13 protein-coding genes and 1 pseudogene are annotated in these 14,231 nt (G+C 63.5%); 7 read left to right on the top strand and 7 right to left on the bottom strand.

The genetic code is table 11. The features are described 5' to 3' along the window. The first annotated feature begins 6 nt into the window (after positions 1-6). From P9239_RS20845 to P9239_RS20835, 3 genes are all read left to right on the top strand, one after another. Positions 7-783, top strand: coding sequence for a molybdopterin-dependent oxidoreductase (locus P9239_RS20845; RefSeq protein WP_309754423.1), 777 nt, complete (start codon positions 7-9; stop codon positions 781-783). A gap of 68 nt (positions 784-851) precedes the next feature. Continuing rightward, the gene (locus P9239_RS20840; protein WP_309754422.1) at positions 852-1,082 is read left to right on the top strand and encodes a pentapeptide MXKDX repeat protein; all 231 of its coding nucleotides are present in this window, start codon (positions 852-854) and stop codon (positions 1,080-1,082) included. A gap of 208 nt (positions 1,083-1,290) precedes the next feature. Then, positions 1,291-2,394 carry an L-dopachrome tautomerase-related protein gene (locus P9239_RS20835; RefSeq protein ID WP_309754421.1) on the top strand — a complete coding sequence of 368 codons (1,104 nt, stop codon included), beginning with the start codon at positions 1,291-1,293 and terminating at the stop codon, positions 2,392-2,394. 10 nt (positions 2,395-2,404) lie between these two features. Here the strand turns inward: P9239_RS20835 and P9239_RS20830 are convergent, their stop codons facing one another. From P9239_RS20830 to P9239_RS20805, 6 genes and pseudogenes are all read right to left on the bottom strand, one after another. Continuing rightward, a complete protein-coding gene (locus P9239_RS20830; RefSeq protein WP_404980120.1) occupies positions 2,405-3,874 on the bottom strand; it encodes an efflux transporter outer membrane subunit in 1,470 nt (489 codons plus the stop codon). Next, a complete protein-coding gene (locus P9239_RS20825) occupies positions 3,871-4,842 on the bottom strand; it encodes an HlyD family secretion protein (protein ID WP_309754417.1) in 972 nt (323 codons plus the stop codon). The genes P9239_RS20830 and P9239_RS20825 overlap by 4 nt, the downstream gene beginning before the upstream one ends. Then, positions 4,839-5,048, bottom strand: coding sequence for a DUF1656 domain-containing protein (locus P9239_RS20820; RefSeq protein ID WP_175945991.1), 210 nt, complete (start codon positions 5,046-5,048; stop codon positions 4,839-4,841). Before P9239_RS20820 ends, P9239_RS20825 begins: the two co-directional genes overlap by 4 nt. A 34-nt stretch (positions 5,049-5,082) precedes the next feature. Then, the gene (locus tag P9239_RS20815; RefSeq protein WP_309754415.1) at positions 5,083-7,194 is read right to left on the bottom strand and encodes an FUSC family protein; all 2,112 of its coding nucleotides are present in this window, start codon (positions 7,192-7,194) and stop codon (positions 5,083-5,085) included. Beyond that, positions 7,191-7,688, bottom strand: a complete 498-nt coding sequence (locus P9239_RS20810; RefSeq protein ID WP_309754413.1) for a MarR family transcriptional regulator — start codon at positions 7,686-7,688, stop codon at positions 7,191-7,193. The genes P9239_RS20815 and P9239_RS20810 overlap by 4 nt, the downstream gene beginning before the upstream one ends. Positions 7,689-7,921: 233 nt before the next feature. Continuing rightward, positions 7,922-8,059: pseudogene (locus P9239_RS20805) on the bottom strand (LysR family transcriptional regulator); the annotation flags it as partial. Positions 8,060-8,215: 156 nt separating this feature from the next. On the opposite strand from P9239_RS20805, the gene ampC reads away from it, so the two are divergent. Beyond that, positions 8,216-9,409: a class C beta-lactamase gene (ampC, locus tag P9239_RS20800; protein WP_309754412.1), complete on the top strand. Its 1,194-nt coding sequence runs from the start codon at positions 8,216-8,218 to the stop codon at positions 9,407-9,409. Here the strand turns inward: ampC and P9239_RS20795 are convergent. Then, positions 9,406-10,362 carry a LysR substrate-binding domain-containing protein gene (locus tag P9239_RS20795; RefSeq protein WP_309754410.1) on the bottom strand — a complete coding sequence of 319 codons (957 nt, stop codon included), beginning with the start codon at positions 10,360-10,362 and terminating at the stop codon, positions 9,406-9,408. The two genes, ampC and P9239_RS20795, sit on opposite strands and share 4 nt — an antisense overlap. A gap of 119 nt (positions 10,363-10,481) precedes the next feature. Here P9239_RS20795 and P9239_RS20790 point away from each other — a divergent pair, with 119 nt between their 5' ends. The 3 genes from P9239_RS20790 to P9239_RS20780 are packed head-to-tail and all read left to right on the top strand — an operon-like array spanning position 10,482 to position 14,226. Further along, a complete protein-coding gene (locus P9239_RS20790) occupies positions 10,482-12,215 on the top strand; it encodes an IlvD/Edd family dehydratase (RefSeq protein WP_309754408.1) in 1,734 nt (577 codons plus the stop codon). Between the two features lie 23 nt (positions 12,216-12,238). Further along, positions 12,239-13,177, top strand: a complete 939-nt coding sequence (locus P9239_RS20785) for a Gfo/Idh/MocA family oxidoreductase (protein ID WP_309754406.1) — start codon at positions 12,239-12,241, stop codon at positions 13,175-13,177. Positions 13,178-13,221: 44 nt separating this feature from the next. Further along, complete coding sequence (locus P9239_RS20780; RefSeq protein ID WP_309754404.1) at positions 13,222-14,226, top strand: arabinose ABC transporter substrate-binding protein; 1,005 nt, start codon at positions 13,222-13,224, stop codon at positions 14,224-14,226. The last annotated feature ends 5 nt before the right edge of the window (positions 14,227-14,231 follow it).

Here is a 14,231-nt window from a genome sequence, read left to right as displayed (position 1 = left end):
CACGCCATGAAAAACAACGCAAAGAAGATGGTCACGGTGGACCGCGCATGCGTGCTAGCCGATGCCACGCGCGAACTCGCCATGCCATCGCGACGCCTGTTCGGCAAACGCATGCTCACGCTCGGCGGGCTTTCGTTGCTGACCGGATGCTCGATCACTGATGACGACTCGGTTAACACGTTCCTGAGCGCAGTGTCGCGTCTGAACGATCGCGTGCAGGCGCTGCTGTTCGACCCCACGCGTCTCGCGCCGACGTATAGCGAAGCGCAAATCACGCGGCCTTTCCCGTTCAACGCGTACTACGGCATCGACGACGTGCCGCATGTGAACGGCGCGGATTATCGGCTGAAGGTGAGCGGCCTCGTAACCGGTCAGCGCGTCTGGACGCTGCCTGAACTCTACGCGTTGCCTCACGCGGAGCAGATCACCCGGCATATCTGCGTCGAAGGCTGGAGCGCGATCGGGCGCTGGGGCGGCACGCCTTTCCGCGAATTCCTGCGTCGCGTCGGCGCGGATACAACCGCGAAGTACGTCGGCTTCCGCTGTGCCGACGATTACTACGAAAGCATCGACATGCCCACGGCACTGCATCCGCAGACGCTGCTCACGTTCGAGTATGACGGCGAGCGCTTGCCGGCGAAGTATGGCTATCCGATGAAGGTGCGCATGCCGACGAAGCTCGGCTACAAGAACCCGAAGCATATCGTCGAGATATTCGTCACGAACACGTACCCCGGCGGCTATTGGGTCGATCAGGGCTACAACTGGTTCGGCGGTTCATGACCGCCGTGCTCTGCATATGGCTCTGCCTAAGCAGATTCATCCGTGCAAGTCCACCAAGGAGAAAGGCAATGAAACGAGTGATGACGGCAATCTTCGCAACGGCGATGGCAATCGGTGCATCGGCGGCGCACGCGCAGGCAAGCGGTGCGATGTCCAACGATACGATGACGCACGATTCGATGGGCAAGGACGCCATGTCGCACGACAGCATGAAGAAAGACTCGATGAGCAAGGACAAGATGAAGAAGCACGATGCAATGAGCAAAGATCATCCCGCATCCGGTGCAATGTCGCAGTAAGCCCCGCTTCGAGCGGGCGTGTCAGAGCACGCCCGCTTGACAGGCGTTTGCCGCGTACCTAGCATCAGTGAACCACCGTTGATTAACCGCTTACAAAACGACAAGCGACGCGTGGAGACATGAGGGACGCGCAATGACTGAAGAGCATTCCCCGCAGAGCATGCGGCGCCACGTTCTTGCATCCCTGGGTGCAGGCGTGCTCGGCGCCATGGGCTCTATCTTTCCGGCAATCGCTGCGACGGAGCATGAGCCGCGCCTCGAAACCGTGGCGACGTTCGATGACGACTTCAGGCTCGTCGGCATCGGCGTGTCGCGCAAGGGTCGCGTGTTCGCGACGGCGCCTGCATCCGTGAAACGCTCGCGCTACAGCCTGGTAGAAGTCGATCCGAAGACCGGCGCGCTTACGCCGTTTCCGGACGAAGACTGGAACGTCTACAAGCCCGATGACGACGGCTCGCATCAATGGATCTCGGTGCAGGCGCTGTGGGTCGACGAGCACGATCATCTATGGGCGCTCGATTCGTCGCTCACGTCCGTCGATCAGACGCGTCAACCGCCGAAGCTAATCGAGTTCGACCTCGCCACGCGCAAGATCGTGCGTCGGTTCGACTACGGCGCCATCGTCACGCCGAAGGATTCGATCAACGATATCCGCATCGATCATAAGCACGGCTACGCATTTATCAGCAATGCGGGAGATCAGGGCGGCGTCGTCGTGACGAATTTGCAGAGCGGCGAATCGCGGCTCGTGCTTGCGGGCGATCGCTCCAGCGTCGCCGATCCAAATCAGCATCTGATGTTCGGCGATCGCATCGCGCGCAAGCTGGATGGCAGCGTGCTCGTGCTGCAAACGGACGGCATTGCGCTGTCGCCGGATCGCGAGTGGCTCTATTGCCGGCCTTTGACGGATCACCACTACTGGCGCGTGCCGACGGCGGCGCTCATCGACACATCGCTCTCGGCGCAGGCGCTTTCGCAGCGCGTTCAATTCCTCGGCGACGGCGCGGAGACGGGCGGCCTCATCATGAGCGGCGCGGGCGTGCTGTACGGTGGCGATCTGGAGAACCGCACCGTGGTTGCGTTCTATATCGTCGAGCGTGATGGCAAGCCCGCGCTCGTACAGAAGACATTCGTCGGCAAGCATCCGCAGCTTTCATGGGCGGACGGCTTTGCCATTCAGAACGGCTACTTGTATATCGCCGACTCGCATTTGCACGAGTTGAACTTCTCGAATGGCTACCCGCGCGAAGGCAAGCTCGCGATCTTCCGTGTGCGTTTGCCCAAGCAACCGGCGCACGGACTGGCGGGGTAACGCCACGGAATCACTTGCCTTGCGCGTTTGCCACGTCTTCGTCGCGTTCCCAGCCGCCGCCCAACGCAAGGAACAGATTCACCTGATCCTGCGCGACCTGACTCTCAGCCGCCGCCACTTGCGCAGCGACGCTCGTTAGCGTGCGCGTGGCATCGAGATCCGCGACGAACGATTCGCGTCCGGCCGCATACAGCCGATGCGTTTCATCTGCCGATTGCACCGCCGAGCGGTAAGCGGTGCGCAAGTTGTCCGCGCGCGTGGCATCGGACGCATACGTCGCGAGACTGCTTTGCGTCTCCCGCAGCGCGTTGAGCACGACGCCGTCGAAGTGCGCGAGCGCGCCGCCCGATGCCGCTTCTGCCTGCACCACGCGGGCGCGTTGCCCATTGATCGGAAAGCTCCAGTTGATGAGCGGCCCGAACGCCCAGCGATTCGTCGTCGCGCCGAGCAAGTCTTCGGCGACGCCCACCGAACCGACCGACGCGCCGAAACTCACCGACGGATACAGCGCCGCCGTCGCCACGCCGATGCGCGCCGTCGATGCCGCCAGTTGCCGCTCGGCCTGACGCACATCGGGACGCCGTTTCAGAAGCGACGCGCCATCGCCCACCGGTATCGGCTCGCGTAGCTTCGGCAGCTTGTTGCACGCGAGCGCGGCGGGCGGCAACGCGGACGGCGCACGCGCAAGCAGCATCGCCAGCCGATACTGCGCCACGCGGCGGCGCGCGACGAAGCGCGGGATATCAGCCGCGAGCGTCTCGGATTGCGTCTGACCGCGCGTGACTTCCGACTGATTGCTGCGGCCCGCCTCGCGCAGGCGCTGCGTAAGGCGCACGCGTTCTCTCTGGAGTGCTAACGACTTTTGCGCAATTCCCAGTTCCTCACCGGCGGAACACGATTCGACATAGGCGCGCACGACATCCGCCACCACCGTGATGCGCGCGAGATCGGCGGCGGCTTCGACGGCTTCGTCGTCGGCGCGTGCTGCTTCCACGCCGCGCTTCAGCTTGCCGAAGAGATCGAATTCATACGACACGCTCAACTCAAGCGCACCTTCGTTCACGACCGGCAGCTTCTCCGTCAACAAGTACTGTTCTGCCGATTCCTGCGCCCGCTGGAACGCGACAGAACTGCGGCTCGAGAAACCGCCTTGCTGATTCGCGAATTGGACTTCCGCTCGCGATCGGGCGAGGTTCGCGGCCGCCACACGAATATCCGCGTTGGAGATCAACGCTTCGCTCACCAGTTCATCGAGCGCGGGATCGTCGTAGAGACGCCACCATTTGGAAGGCGCGGTGCCTTGCGTGACGGGCGCCTGATCGGCGCCGTCTATGGGCGCGTTCGCATACGGCGCGTTGACTGCCGCGCCTTCGGGCAGCTTGTAGTTCGGCCCGACAGTCATGCAGCCGCCGAGCACGAGCATCGACGCGATCAGCGTCAGACCGAGGCGAGGGCTTCTCGCGTGTGCCATGCGCGTCATTGCGATGCACCCGATGCCGGCACATGTGCTGCGACCGGCGATGCAGGCGCCGTCGCGGATGCAGGCATGTTGCCCGACGCCGCGCGCGATCCGATGGTGGGACCGACGCCGCGCACGGACACGGTGGCCGTGCGCCCGGCGATCATGCGGAAGTCGGCGGGAATCTCGTCGAGCGTGACGCGTACGGGAATGCGCTGCGCGAGGCGCACCCAGCTGAACGCGGGGTTCACGTTCGGCAGCAGGCTCGCGCTTTGTTGACGGTCTCGGTCCTCGATGGCCGCGACGATGCTCTGCACATGTCCGCGCAGGAGGTTCGGCTCGCCCATCACCTTGATATCGACCGGCTGGCCGATATCGATGCCGTGCAGCTTCGTTTCTTCGAAATAACCATCGACGCGGAAAGAATGCATGTCGACGACGGACAGCACCGCGCGGCCCGCCGAGACGAACTCGCCGATACGCGGCGCGCGATCGTTGAGATAGCCGTCGACCGGGCTCACGATCTGCGTGCGCTGCAAGTTGAGGCGGGCCGTGTCGATGGCGACTTCCGCATCGGCGAGCGCGGCCGTGGCCTGCTCGACGCGCGAATGCGTCTCTTCGACTACTTCACGCGCCACGAGATTGCCGAGCGAGCGATTGCGCGCATCTTCGCGGCGCGCCTGATCGAGCGTGGCGCGGCGTTGCTGCGCGGCTGCTTCGGCATTGCGCAGCGCGAGCGTATAGCGCGCCCGATCGATCACGAACAGCACGTCGCCACGCTTGACCTGCTGGTTATCCACCACCTTCACGTCCGTGATGAGGCCGGACACGTCAGGCGCGACCTGGATGACGTCGGCGCGCACGTGACCATCGCGCGTCCACGGCGCGAACATGTAGTAATCGACCAGCTTCCACAGCACGACGGCTGCAATGGCGACGACGATGAGCGTGAGCAGAATCTGCCCGACGGAGAACCAGGTTTTTTTCACGTGATGAGCCGATGCGAAACGATAACGACAAGCCCCAGCACCAGTACATAGATGCCGAGATCGAAAACGGAGCGATGCCACACGAAGCGATAAAAGCCCACGCGCGTGAGCACGGTGCGGATGACGAGGTTCAGCAGATACGCGATGAACATCAGCACGAGAACGGCCGGCACGAAGACGCCGAGAATGTCGATTTCGCCGATCATACGAGCGGGTCCGGTGATGTGAATTGATTGAGCATCAGGCGGGTTCTTGGCGTGGCGCGTCGCCGCGCGCGGCCGGCTGCGCGTCGGTGGCAGGTGGATGCAGCGAGAGCCGCACGCCGATCAGCGCATGCAGCGTGTCGCGCAACAATCGTTCCCCGGGCAACGCCGCCTGCCCGTGCCGTTCCGCTTCGGCGATGGTGTGCGCCGCGACTTGCGCAACGGCACGGTCGATCGAGCGCACGAGCGTGGATGGCACCGGCTGACGCTCGCGCCGCTCGATGCAATGCCCGAAGTAATCGCGCACGGCTGCGAGCACCTCGTCGATCGACGCTTGAATGTCGGAAGCGAGCTTGCGATGCGCACGCCGCAAATCGAGCGAATTCAGCGCCACGCGAAAATCGCGGAAGCTTTCGATGGACGGATGCCGGTGCGAATCCGTTGCGGCCTGACGCGGCAGCACCTGCATCAGGCGGTCGAGCATGCGTGAGTAGAGATTGCGCTGATCGTCGAGCGTCGCCGTGGACGAACACGCGACGATATCGCGCCACGCCGAGCGCGTGAGCCGCGCCACCGCCAGCTCCGCGCCGAAAGGGCGTGTCACGCGCGTCCAGACGAAAGCGAAGAGAAGCCCGGCCAAGCCCGCGAGATTGCTGTTGAGAAAGGCGAAGAAGTCGGCTTCATAGGCGCCCTGGATGCTGATGAACGTAGCCGTGTTCACGGCGACCAGCATGGTGACGAGCGTGAAGCGCGGCTGCGGAATCAACGTGCCGACCACGAGGAATGGCCCCGCGAAGATAATGACGAGCATCGGGAAGTCATGCACGTGCGGCAGCACCGCGAACACGTAAAGCCCCGCGAACACCACGCTCATGCAGGTCGCGATAAAGAACGCGAACACTTGCGGCGCCGGTTCGTCGAGCGCCGCGAAGAAGCAGCATGCGACAGCCGCGAGCGTGACCGCGCCCGCGCCGTCGGCCCAGCCGGATTCGATCCACAGCGCGCAGGCGACGATGATCGCGCTGACCGCCACGCCCGTCGAGAAAAGCATCATGCCGCGATCGAAGAATCGCTCGGTGCCGCCGAGCCGCCAGTGTCGAAAGCGCGGCCGCCACTCGTGTTCGCCGTGCAGCATTGCAGCGCGCAGCGTGCGAATGTCCTGCCATACGTCGATGACCTGCGAGAGACGCCATAACGCGCTCGACAGCAACGCGCCGTCCTCGCTCGCGAGCGCCTGCGCCGATGGCCGCATCGCCGCGATACGTTCACGCAGCGCGTTCGGCTCGCGCTCGGACTCGGCGGCGTCGTGAATCTGCGGCGCGGGCAGCGACATCCATTTGGCGACATCGGCAAGCAACGCTTCGAGCCCTTGCGGATGCGTGCCGCGTTTGTCGACCAGCTCGACCAGCGGATCGGCCAGCGACGAGATCAGCGGCAAAAATATTTGCATGCGCCCCTGCAGCGCGCGCGCGCGCCGGACGATATCGGGGCGCGCGTGGTCGTAAGTTAGCTGGCTCAGCAGCACTTCAAGGCCGTTGACGGTGGCCGCGAGACGCTGGCGCGAAGCGGATAGTGCCGCACCCGCGAGCCGGCCGGAGAGCGTTTCGCTCGCGTAGAACGCGGCGTCGCGGAACCAGGCATCGGTGCGTTCGACAAGCGTGGGCGCAAGACGGCTCGGAAAGACGACGCTGCCCACGATGCTCGCCACCACGATGCCGAGCAGAATCTCTTCGGTTCGGGAGATCGCGAGGTCGAAGACGACCGCGGGGTTCGTCACGGCGGGCAGGGCGATCATCGGCAGCGTATAGCCCGCGAGCAGGAAGACGTAGCTGCGTGCGGTGCGGTCGAACATCGAGAGGAAGAGCAGAGTGCCTGTCCACAACGCGACGATCACACTGAACAAGAACGGCGATTCCACGAACGGCGGCACGATCACGACCGCGCCCGCCGCGCCGATTGCAGTGCCGAGCGCGCGATACAGCGCCTTGGAACGCGTTGCGCCGACGAACGGGTTGGATACGATATAGACCGTGGCCATCGCCCAATACGGACGCGGCAATTCCAGCGCGAGGGCGATATACAGCGCGATCATCGCGGCAGCGAAGGTTTTGGCCGAGAAGAGCCATTCACGTGCGGACGCGAATTTCATGACGCGTCGGCCTGGCTCTTGTCACTGGCGCGCGCCGCCGCGACTGCGGGTGCTTCGAGCGACGCATGTGAAGCACTGAAAGCATTGAGCACGCGCAGCGTCGTTTCGAGATCTTCGCGGCTCACGTCCGCGAGCAGAAGGGCGCGCAGCGACACGAGCCGCTCTTCCATGCGCGCGGTGACGGCGCGGCCTTCGTCCGTCAACGTGATGGTCTTGGCGCGTTTGTCCTCCGGATCTTCGTCGCGCCGCACGAGGCCCGCCGCGCACAGTTGATCCAGCAGCCTGACGAGCGACGGCCCTTCGATGCCGACATGCTCCGCGAGCGTCACCTGCCGCACGGCCTCGCCGAGCCGGTTGGCCGTGAGCAGCGGGACCGCGCACGCTTCCGACACGCCATACGATGCGAGCACGCCGTGGCTGGTACGACGCCAGCGGCGCGCTGCGAGCACGAGCGTGCTGCTGACCGACCGGCGCAGGAGATCAATGGAAGTCATGGGCCGGGATTATAGCGACAGTTTCATTCGTTAGCGTGCTATCAAAATACGCGCGGGCGCGTTGGTGACGCCAGCTATGCGCATGAGCGCACCGCTAGCGTGCTGCCGCTGTTTCGGCACGTATCCAGTCATGAAACAGGTGCATGCGTGGCGAGAGGCGTCTGGACCTGAGCCAGGTCAGCCAGTAGCTGCCCGTCTTCACCTCGATATCGAATGGCTGCACGAGGAGGCCCGCGCACTTGCTCACTGACCGCCGCCTGCGTGACGTTCAATTCTTGCGCTGCGCGCGTGAAACTCAGATGCCGCGCGGACGCTTCGAATGCGCGCAGCGCGTTGAGGGAAGGGAGGACGCATTGCGTCTGCCGATAGATTTTCTTGACGGGCGGCAAATCATCCTCGATTGTGCCGGGCGCACAAAGGGCGGATAGTCTCGCCATGCCGGTGCTTTGCGCCGTCTCCTCGGGAGACCCGCGACGCTTCCGGCCAATAGATTCGGTAATGTTCCCGTATAGCGAAGGATTCAAACAATGAAGCTGACAACGCTGCTCGCAGCGGCCTTTCTTTCCACATGCTCGATGTCGGTCTTCAGTCAGCCGGCAACGCTGAGCCGCGATGAGATCGCACATATCGTCGATGAAACCATCCCGCCGTTGATGGCGCACGACGGCATCGCGGGCATGGCGGTAGGTGTCGTCGTCGAAGGCAAGCCCTATGTGTTCGACTACGGCGTGGCGTCGAAGGAGAGCGGCACGCCCGTCACGCGCAACACCTTGTTCGAACTCGGCTCCATCAGCAAGACGTTCACGGCGACCCTCGCTTCGTATGCGGAGAAAACCGGGCATCTCTCACTGAGCGATCCCGTCGGCAAGTACTTGCCCGAGCTGCGCGGCAGCGCATTCGGCGACGAGGTCACGCTGCTGAATCTCGGCACGCACACGCCCGGCGGTCTGCCCTTGCAAGTGCCGGACGAGGTTCACGACAACGCGCAACTCATGCAGTACTTCAAGGGCTGGCAGCCGCGCCATGCGCCGGGTACATACAGGACGTATGCGAATCCGGGCATCGGCACGTTGGGCCTCATCACCGCGAAGAGCATGGGACAGGATTTCGACACGCTCATCCAGCAACGTATCTTTGCGAAGCTAGGCATGAGCAGGAGTTATATGCAGGTGCCGGCCGACCGCATGGGTGACTATGCCGAAGGCTATACCAAGGACGGCACGCCGATCCGCATGAAGCCGGGCGTGCTTGCATCCGAAGCCTACGGCGTGAGATCGACGGCCGGGGATATGACGCGCTTCCTGCTAGCCAACATGAACGACGCCGCGCCTGCCGACGCTATGCCTGTCGATGCCACGCTTCAACGCGCGATCATGGCCACGCATACGGCGTATTTCCAGGCGGGTCCGATGACTCAGGACCTCATCTGGGAACAGTACCCGTATCCCGCGCCGCTAAGCGCATTACTCGATGGTAACGGCCCCGCGATGATCGTCGATGGACACCCCGTCGAGCGGATCGATCCGCCGCAAGGGCCGCGCGACGACGTGTGGCTCAACAAGACCGGCTCGACCAACGGCTTCGGCGCCTACATAGCGTTCGTGCCGTCGAAGCATGTCGGCATCGTGATGCTGGGCAACAAGAACATACCCAACGCGGATCGCGTGCGGGCGGCGTACGCAATCATGACGTCGCTGATAAACGGAAAGACGCAACCCTAGCGCGATGCGCTCTCGTACACGTCGGCGGCGGTGGCACGCAACGCATCCACCATCACGCTCGTGGCGGGCGTGAACAAGCGGTCGGCGCGCGTGACGATGCCGAAGTCGTCCATCTGACATTCCATCGGCAACGGAAGCATGGCCGCCATGCCGTGCTGCGCGTAGTAGAGCGCCACGTCTTCCGCGAGCACCGCGATCATGTCGCTCTGTTCCAGCAAGCGTGTGATGAAAAGAATCGCCGCCGTCTCCACGACGTTCGACGGCGGCGCGAGACTCGCGCGCTGAAACATGAGCTCGAAGCGATGCCGCAATACGCTTCCCGCAGGCGGCACGAGCCATTCGCACGGCTGCACGTCGGCGAGCGTTAACGCGGGCGCATTCAGCAAGGGATGCCCCGGACGCACGAGCGCGCGCACGGGCTCGCCCGTGAGCGGTTCGTAACGAAGCCGCAACTTGTCGTGTTCGACAGAAAGCCTTCCGATGACGATATCCAGCTTTTCCTGCGCGAGCCGTTCGAGCAGCACGTTGCTGGTATCGATCTCGACGGAGATGCGGATATCCGCGTGCTGCCGCTTGACCGAAGCGACAGCAGCGGGCAGCAGGCGCACGCCCGGCGACGTGATCGCGCCGATCGCCACATGACCGAGCCGTCCCGACTTCAACGCAACGAGTTCTTCCTGCGCCTGATCGAGACTGCCCAGCACCGCGCGCGCATGACGCACGATGGCTTCCCCGAATAGCGTGGCGCGCATGCCGCGCGGTTCGCGATCGAAAAGCGTGACGCCGAGCGTCTCTTCCAGTTCGCGCAAGAGCTTCGAAGCGGCGGGTTGCGTCATATGCAGCACGGCCGCCGCGCGATGAATGTTGCCTTCCTCCACGAGCGCGACGACGAGCATCAACTGCCTCGTCTTCAGCCGGCTGCGGATATACCAGGGGGTCGAATTCAGCAACATTTTTAGGGGTTTCTACGAATGCCGTTTCGGGTATCGGTGGCGTCGAACAATTCATTAGTAGATTATCACGCGCCCTCATAGACTTCGCGGCAATCGCGTTATGAACCAGGACGAAACACATGTCGGCATCGAAGCCCAAGCTGCGCTCTCAACAATGGTTCGGCACCGCCGACAAGAACGGCTTCATGTACAGAAGCTGGATGAAGAACCAGGGCATTCCCGATCACGAGTTCGACGGCAGGCCGGTCATCGGCATCTGCAATACATGGTCGGAACTCACGCCCTGCAATGCGCACTTCCGGAAGATCGCGGAACATGTGAAGCGCGGCGTGTATGAAGCGGGCGGCTTTCCCGTGGAATTCCCCGTGTTTTCCAATGGCGAATCGAATTTGCGCCCGACCGCGATGCTCACGCGCAACCTCGCCGCGATGGACGTAGAAGAAGCGATTCGCGGCAACCCCATCGATGCGGTCGTGCTGCTGACCGGCTGCGACAAGACCACGCCTGCGCTCCTGATGGGCGCTGCGAGTTGCGATGTGCCGGCTATCGTCGTCACGGGCGGCCCGATGTTGAACGGCAAGCTCAACGGTAAGGACATCGGCTCAGGAACGGCCGTGTGGCAACTGCACGAATCGCTGAAGGCTGGCGAGATCGACCTGCATCAATTCCTTTCGGCGGAAGGGGGCATGTCGCGTTCCGCTGGCACGTGCAACACGATGGGCACCGCGTCCACGATGGCGTGCATGGCCGAGGCGCTCGGCACATCGCTGCCGCACAACGCGGCGATTCCGGCCGTCGATGCGCGCCGCTACGTGCTCGCGCATATGTCGGGCATCCGCATCGTGGAGATGGCGCTCGAAGGTCTCACGCTGTCGAAGATCCTGACCCGCGAAGCATTCGAGAACGCCATTCGCACCAACGCGGCTATCGGCGGATCGACGAACGCGGTGATTCACCTGAAGGCGATTGCAGGCCGTATCGGCGTGCCGCTGGAACTGGAGGACTGGACGCGCATCGGTCGCGATACGCCCACCATCGTGGACCTGATGCCCTCGGGCCGCTTCCTGATGGAGGAGTTCTATTACGCGGGCGGGCTGCCGGCTGTGCTGAGGCGCCTGGGCGAAGCAAATCTGTTGCCGCATCCGGATGCCCTGACGGTGAACGGCAAATCGCTCTGGGAGAACGTGAAGAACGCGCCCAGCACGAATGATGAAGTGATCCGCGAACTGAGCAACCCGCTGATCGCGGACGGCGGCATTCGCGTGTTGCGCGGCAATCTCGCGCCGCGCGGTGCGGTGCTGAAGCCCTCGGCAGCGACGCCCGAGTTGCTCAAGCACCGGGGCCGTGCAGTCGTGTTCGAAAACCTCGAACACTATAAGGAACGCATCGTCGATGAATCGCTCGATGTGGACAAGGACTGCGTGCTCGTGATGAAGAACTGCGGGCCGAAGGGTTATCCGGGCATGGCCGAAGTGGGCAACATGGGTCTGCCGCCTAAGCTCTTGCGTCAGGGCGTGAAGGACATGGTCCGCATTTCCGATGCACGCATGAGCGGCACCGCATACGGCACCGTCGTGCTGCACGTGGCGCCCGAAGCGGCGGCGGGTGGTCCGCTTGCCGCTGTGCGTGACGGCGACTTCATCGAACTGGATTGTGATGCCGGCACGCTGCATCTCGACATTAGCGACGAAGAGCTGGCTAGCCGCATGATCGGTCACGTGCCGCCGCGCGTGCATGGCGATGGCGGTTATCAGCGTCTTTATGTCGACCACGTGCTTCAAGCGGACGAAGGGTGCGACCTCGACTTCCTCGTCGGCAAGCGCGGCGCGGCAGTGCCCCGCCACTCGCATTGAGCACCGACGACAAAGGAACACGCATGACATCGGCTTATAAGCTCGCCGTCGCGGGTATTGGCAAGATTGCGCGCGACCAGCATCTTCCTGCCATTGCCGCGCAGCCCGGCTTCGAACTCGTCGCCTGCGCGAGCCGCAACGCGAGCGTCGATGGCGTGCGCAACTACGCGGACCTCGATGCGTTGATCGCCGCCGAGCCGTCGCTCGATGCAGTATCGCTTTGTGCGCCGCCGCAAGTGCGCTTCGCGCAGGCGCGCGCCGCGCTCGAAGCAGGCAAGCACGTGATGCTCGAAAAGCCTCCGGGCGCGAGCGTCAGCGAAGTCGAGGCGCTGCGAGACATCGCGCAAACGCATGGCCGCACGCTCTTCGCAAGCTGGCATTCGCGCGCCGCGAGCGCCGTCGAACCGGCGCGTGCGTGGCTTGCATCGAAAGAAGCAGGCGCGGTGCGCGCTGTCGAAATACGCTGGAAAGAAGACGTGCGGCGCTGGCATCCGGGCCAGCAATGGATCTGGGAGCCGGGCGGCCTCGGCGTGTTCGATCCGGGCATCAACGCGCTGTCCGTCGTCACGCGCATTTTGCCGCGCGAGATCGCATTGCGTGCGGCGACGCTCACCATTCCGCGCGATACCGCAACGCCCATCGCCGCCGAACTCGATTGCATCGATACGAATGGCGCGCCGGTGCGCGCGATGTTCGACTGGCGTCACGGCCCGGTCGAAGAGTGGGATATCGATGTCGATACGGACGGCGGCCGCCTGTCGATTCGCGAGGGCGGCAAGCGCCTATCTATCGCGGGCAAAGAAGTGGCGCTCGGTCCCGAGCGCGAATATCCGGCGCTGTATCAGCGATTCCACGAACTGATCGAGCGGGGCGAGAGCGATGTGGACGTGCGGCCACTCAGACTCGTCGCGGACGCATTTCTGTTAGGCAAGCATGTAGAGACCGAGCCATTCGGCCGCTGAAATCAACGACATTCAACACAAGAGCCATACAAAGGAGACACGAGATGAACCAACAATTCCGCCGCCTGACTCTGCGCGCCATCATGGCCGCGATGTGCGTCGCGCCTTTCGCGCTCCACGGCGCGGCGCAGGCCGACGAGCCGCTCAAGATCGGCTTCCTCGTGAAGATGCCTGAGCAGGCTTGGTTCATCAACGAACAAAAGGCATCGACCGCGCTCGGTCAGAAAGAGAACTTCACGTCGGTCAACATCGGCACGCCCGATGGCGAGAAGGTGCTGGCCGCCATCGACAATCTCGGCGCGCAAGGCGCACAGGGCTTCGTGATCTGCGCGCCCGACGTGCGGCTCGGGCCGGCCATCGCCGCGCGGGCGAAACGCTACAACATGAAGTTCGTCTCGGTGGATGACCAGCTCGTCGATTCATCCGGCAAGCCGCTGTCGAACGTGCCGCACCTCGGCATGTCGGCGCTCAAGATCGGCAATCAGGTCGGTGACGCTATCGCGGGCGAAATGAAGCGCCGCGGCTGGAAGCCGGAGGAAGTGGGAGCATTGCGTATTACGGACTACGAACTGCCGACCGCAAAGCTGCGCACGGACGGCGCGACGCAGTCGCTTCTCGCCAACGGCTTCAAGAAAGAAAACATTTTCGATGCGCCGCAAAAGACCACGGACGACGAAGGCGGCTTCAATGCGGCTTCGCCCGTGCTCGCGCAGCATCCGACCATCAAGAAATGGGTGATCTTCGCGCTCAACGAAGAAAGTGTGCTGGGCGGCGTGCGCGCGACGGAACAACTGCACATTCCTTCAGCGGATGTAATTGGCGTTGGCATCAATGGCGCAGGCGAAGCGTTCGCCGAGTTCCAGAAGAAGGAGCAGACGGGCTTCTTCGGCACCATTGCGGTCAGCTCCACGAATCACGGGAAACAGAGCGCGCAGAACCTCGTCGACTGGATTCGTAACGGCAAGCAGCCGCCCGCCGATACGCAAACCACCGGCAAGCTGATGACGCGCGAGAACTGGAAGTCCGTGCGCACCGATCTCGGTATCTGAGCCCG

The organism is Caballeronia sp. LZ062 (assembly GCF_031450785.1).
Classification (GTDB): domain Bacteria; phylum Pseudomonadota; class Gammaproteobacteria; order Burkholderiales; family Burkholderiaceae; genus Caballeronia.
The sequence above is the reverse complement of the archived record's forward strand: the minus strand, read 5'-3'. Positions and strand labels throughout refer to the sequence as shown.

Coding starts and splice junctions, on each gene's coding strand:
- P9239_RS20845 (WP_309754423.1), top strand. CDS start 7: ATGAAAAACAACGCAAAGAAGATGGTCACGGTGGACCGCGCATGCGTG.
- P9239_RS20840 (WP_309754422.1), top strand. CDS start 852: ATGAAACGAGTGATGACGGCAATCTTCGCAACGGCGATGGCAATCGGT.
- P9239_RS20835 (WP_309754421.1), top strand. CDS start 1,291: ATGGGCTCTATCTTTCCGGCAATCGCTGCGACGGAGCATGAGCCGCGC.
- P9239_RS20830 (WP_404980120.1), bottom strand. CDS start 3,874: ATGACGCGCATGGCACACGCGAGAAGCCCTCGCCTCGGTCTGACGCTG.
- P9239_RS20820 (WP_175945991.1), bottom strand. CDS start 5,048: ATGATCGGCGAAATCGACATTCTCGGCGTCTTCGTGCCGGCCGTTCTC.
- P9239_RS20815 (WP_309754415.1), bottom strand. CDS start 7,194: ATGAAATTCGCGTCCGCACGTGAATGGCTCTTCTCGGCCAAAACCTTC.
- P9239_RS20810 (WP_309754413.1), bottom strand. CDS start 7,688: ATGACTTCCATTGATCTCCTGCGCCGGTCGGTCAGCAGCACGCTCGTG.
- ampC (WP_309754412.1), top strand. CDS start 8,216: ATGAAGCTGACAACGCTGCTCGCAGCGGCCTTTCTTTCCACATGCTCG.
- P9239_RS20795 (WP_309754410.1), bottom strand. CDS start 10,362: ATGTTGCTGAATTCGACCCCCTGGTATATCCGCAGCCGGCTGAAGACG.
- P9239_RS20790 (WP_309754408.1), top strand. CDS start 10,482: ATGTCGGCATCGAAGCCCAAGCTGCGCTCTCAACAATGGTTCGGCACC.
- P9239_RS20785 (WP_309754406.1), top strand. CDS start 12,239: ATGACATCGGCTTATAAGCTCGCCGTCGCGGGTATTGGCAAGATTGCG.
- P9239_RS20780 (WP_309754404.1), top strand. CDS start 13,222: ATGAACCAACAATTCCGCCGCCTGACTCTGCGCGCCATCATGGCCGCG.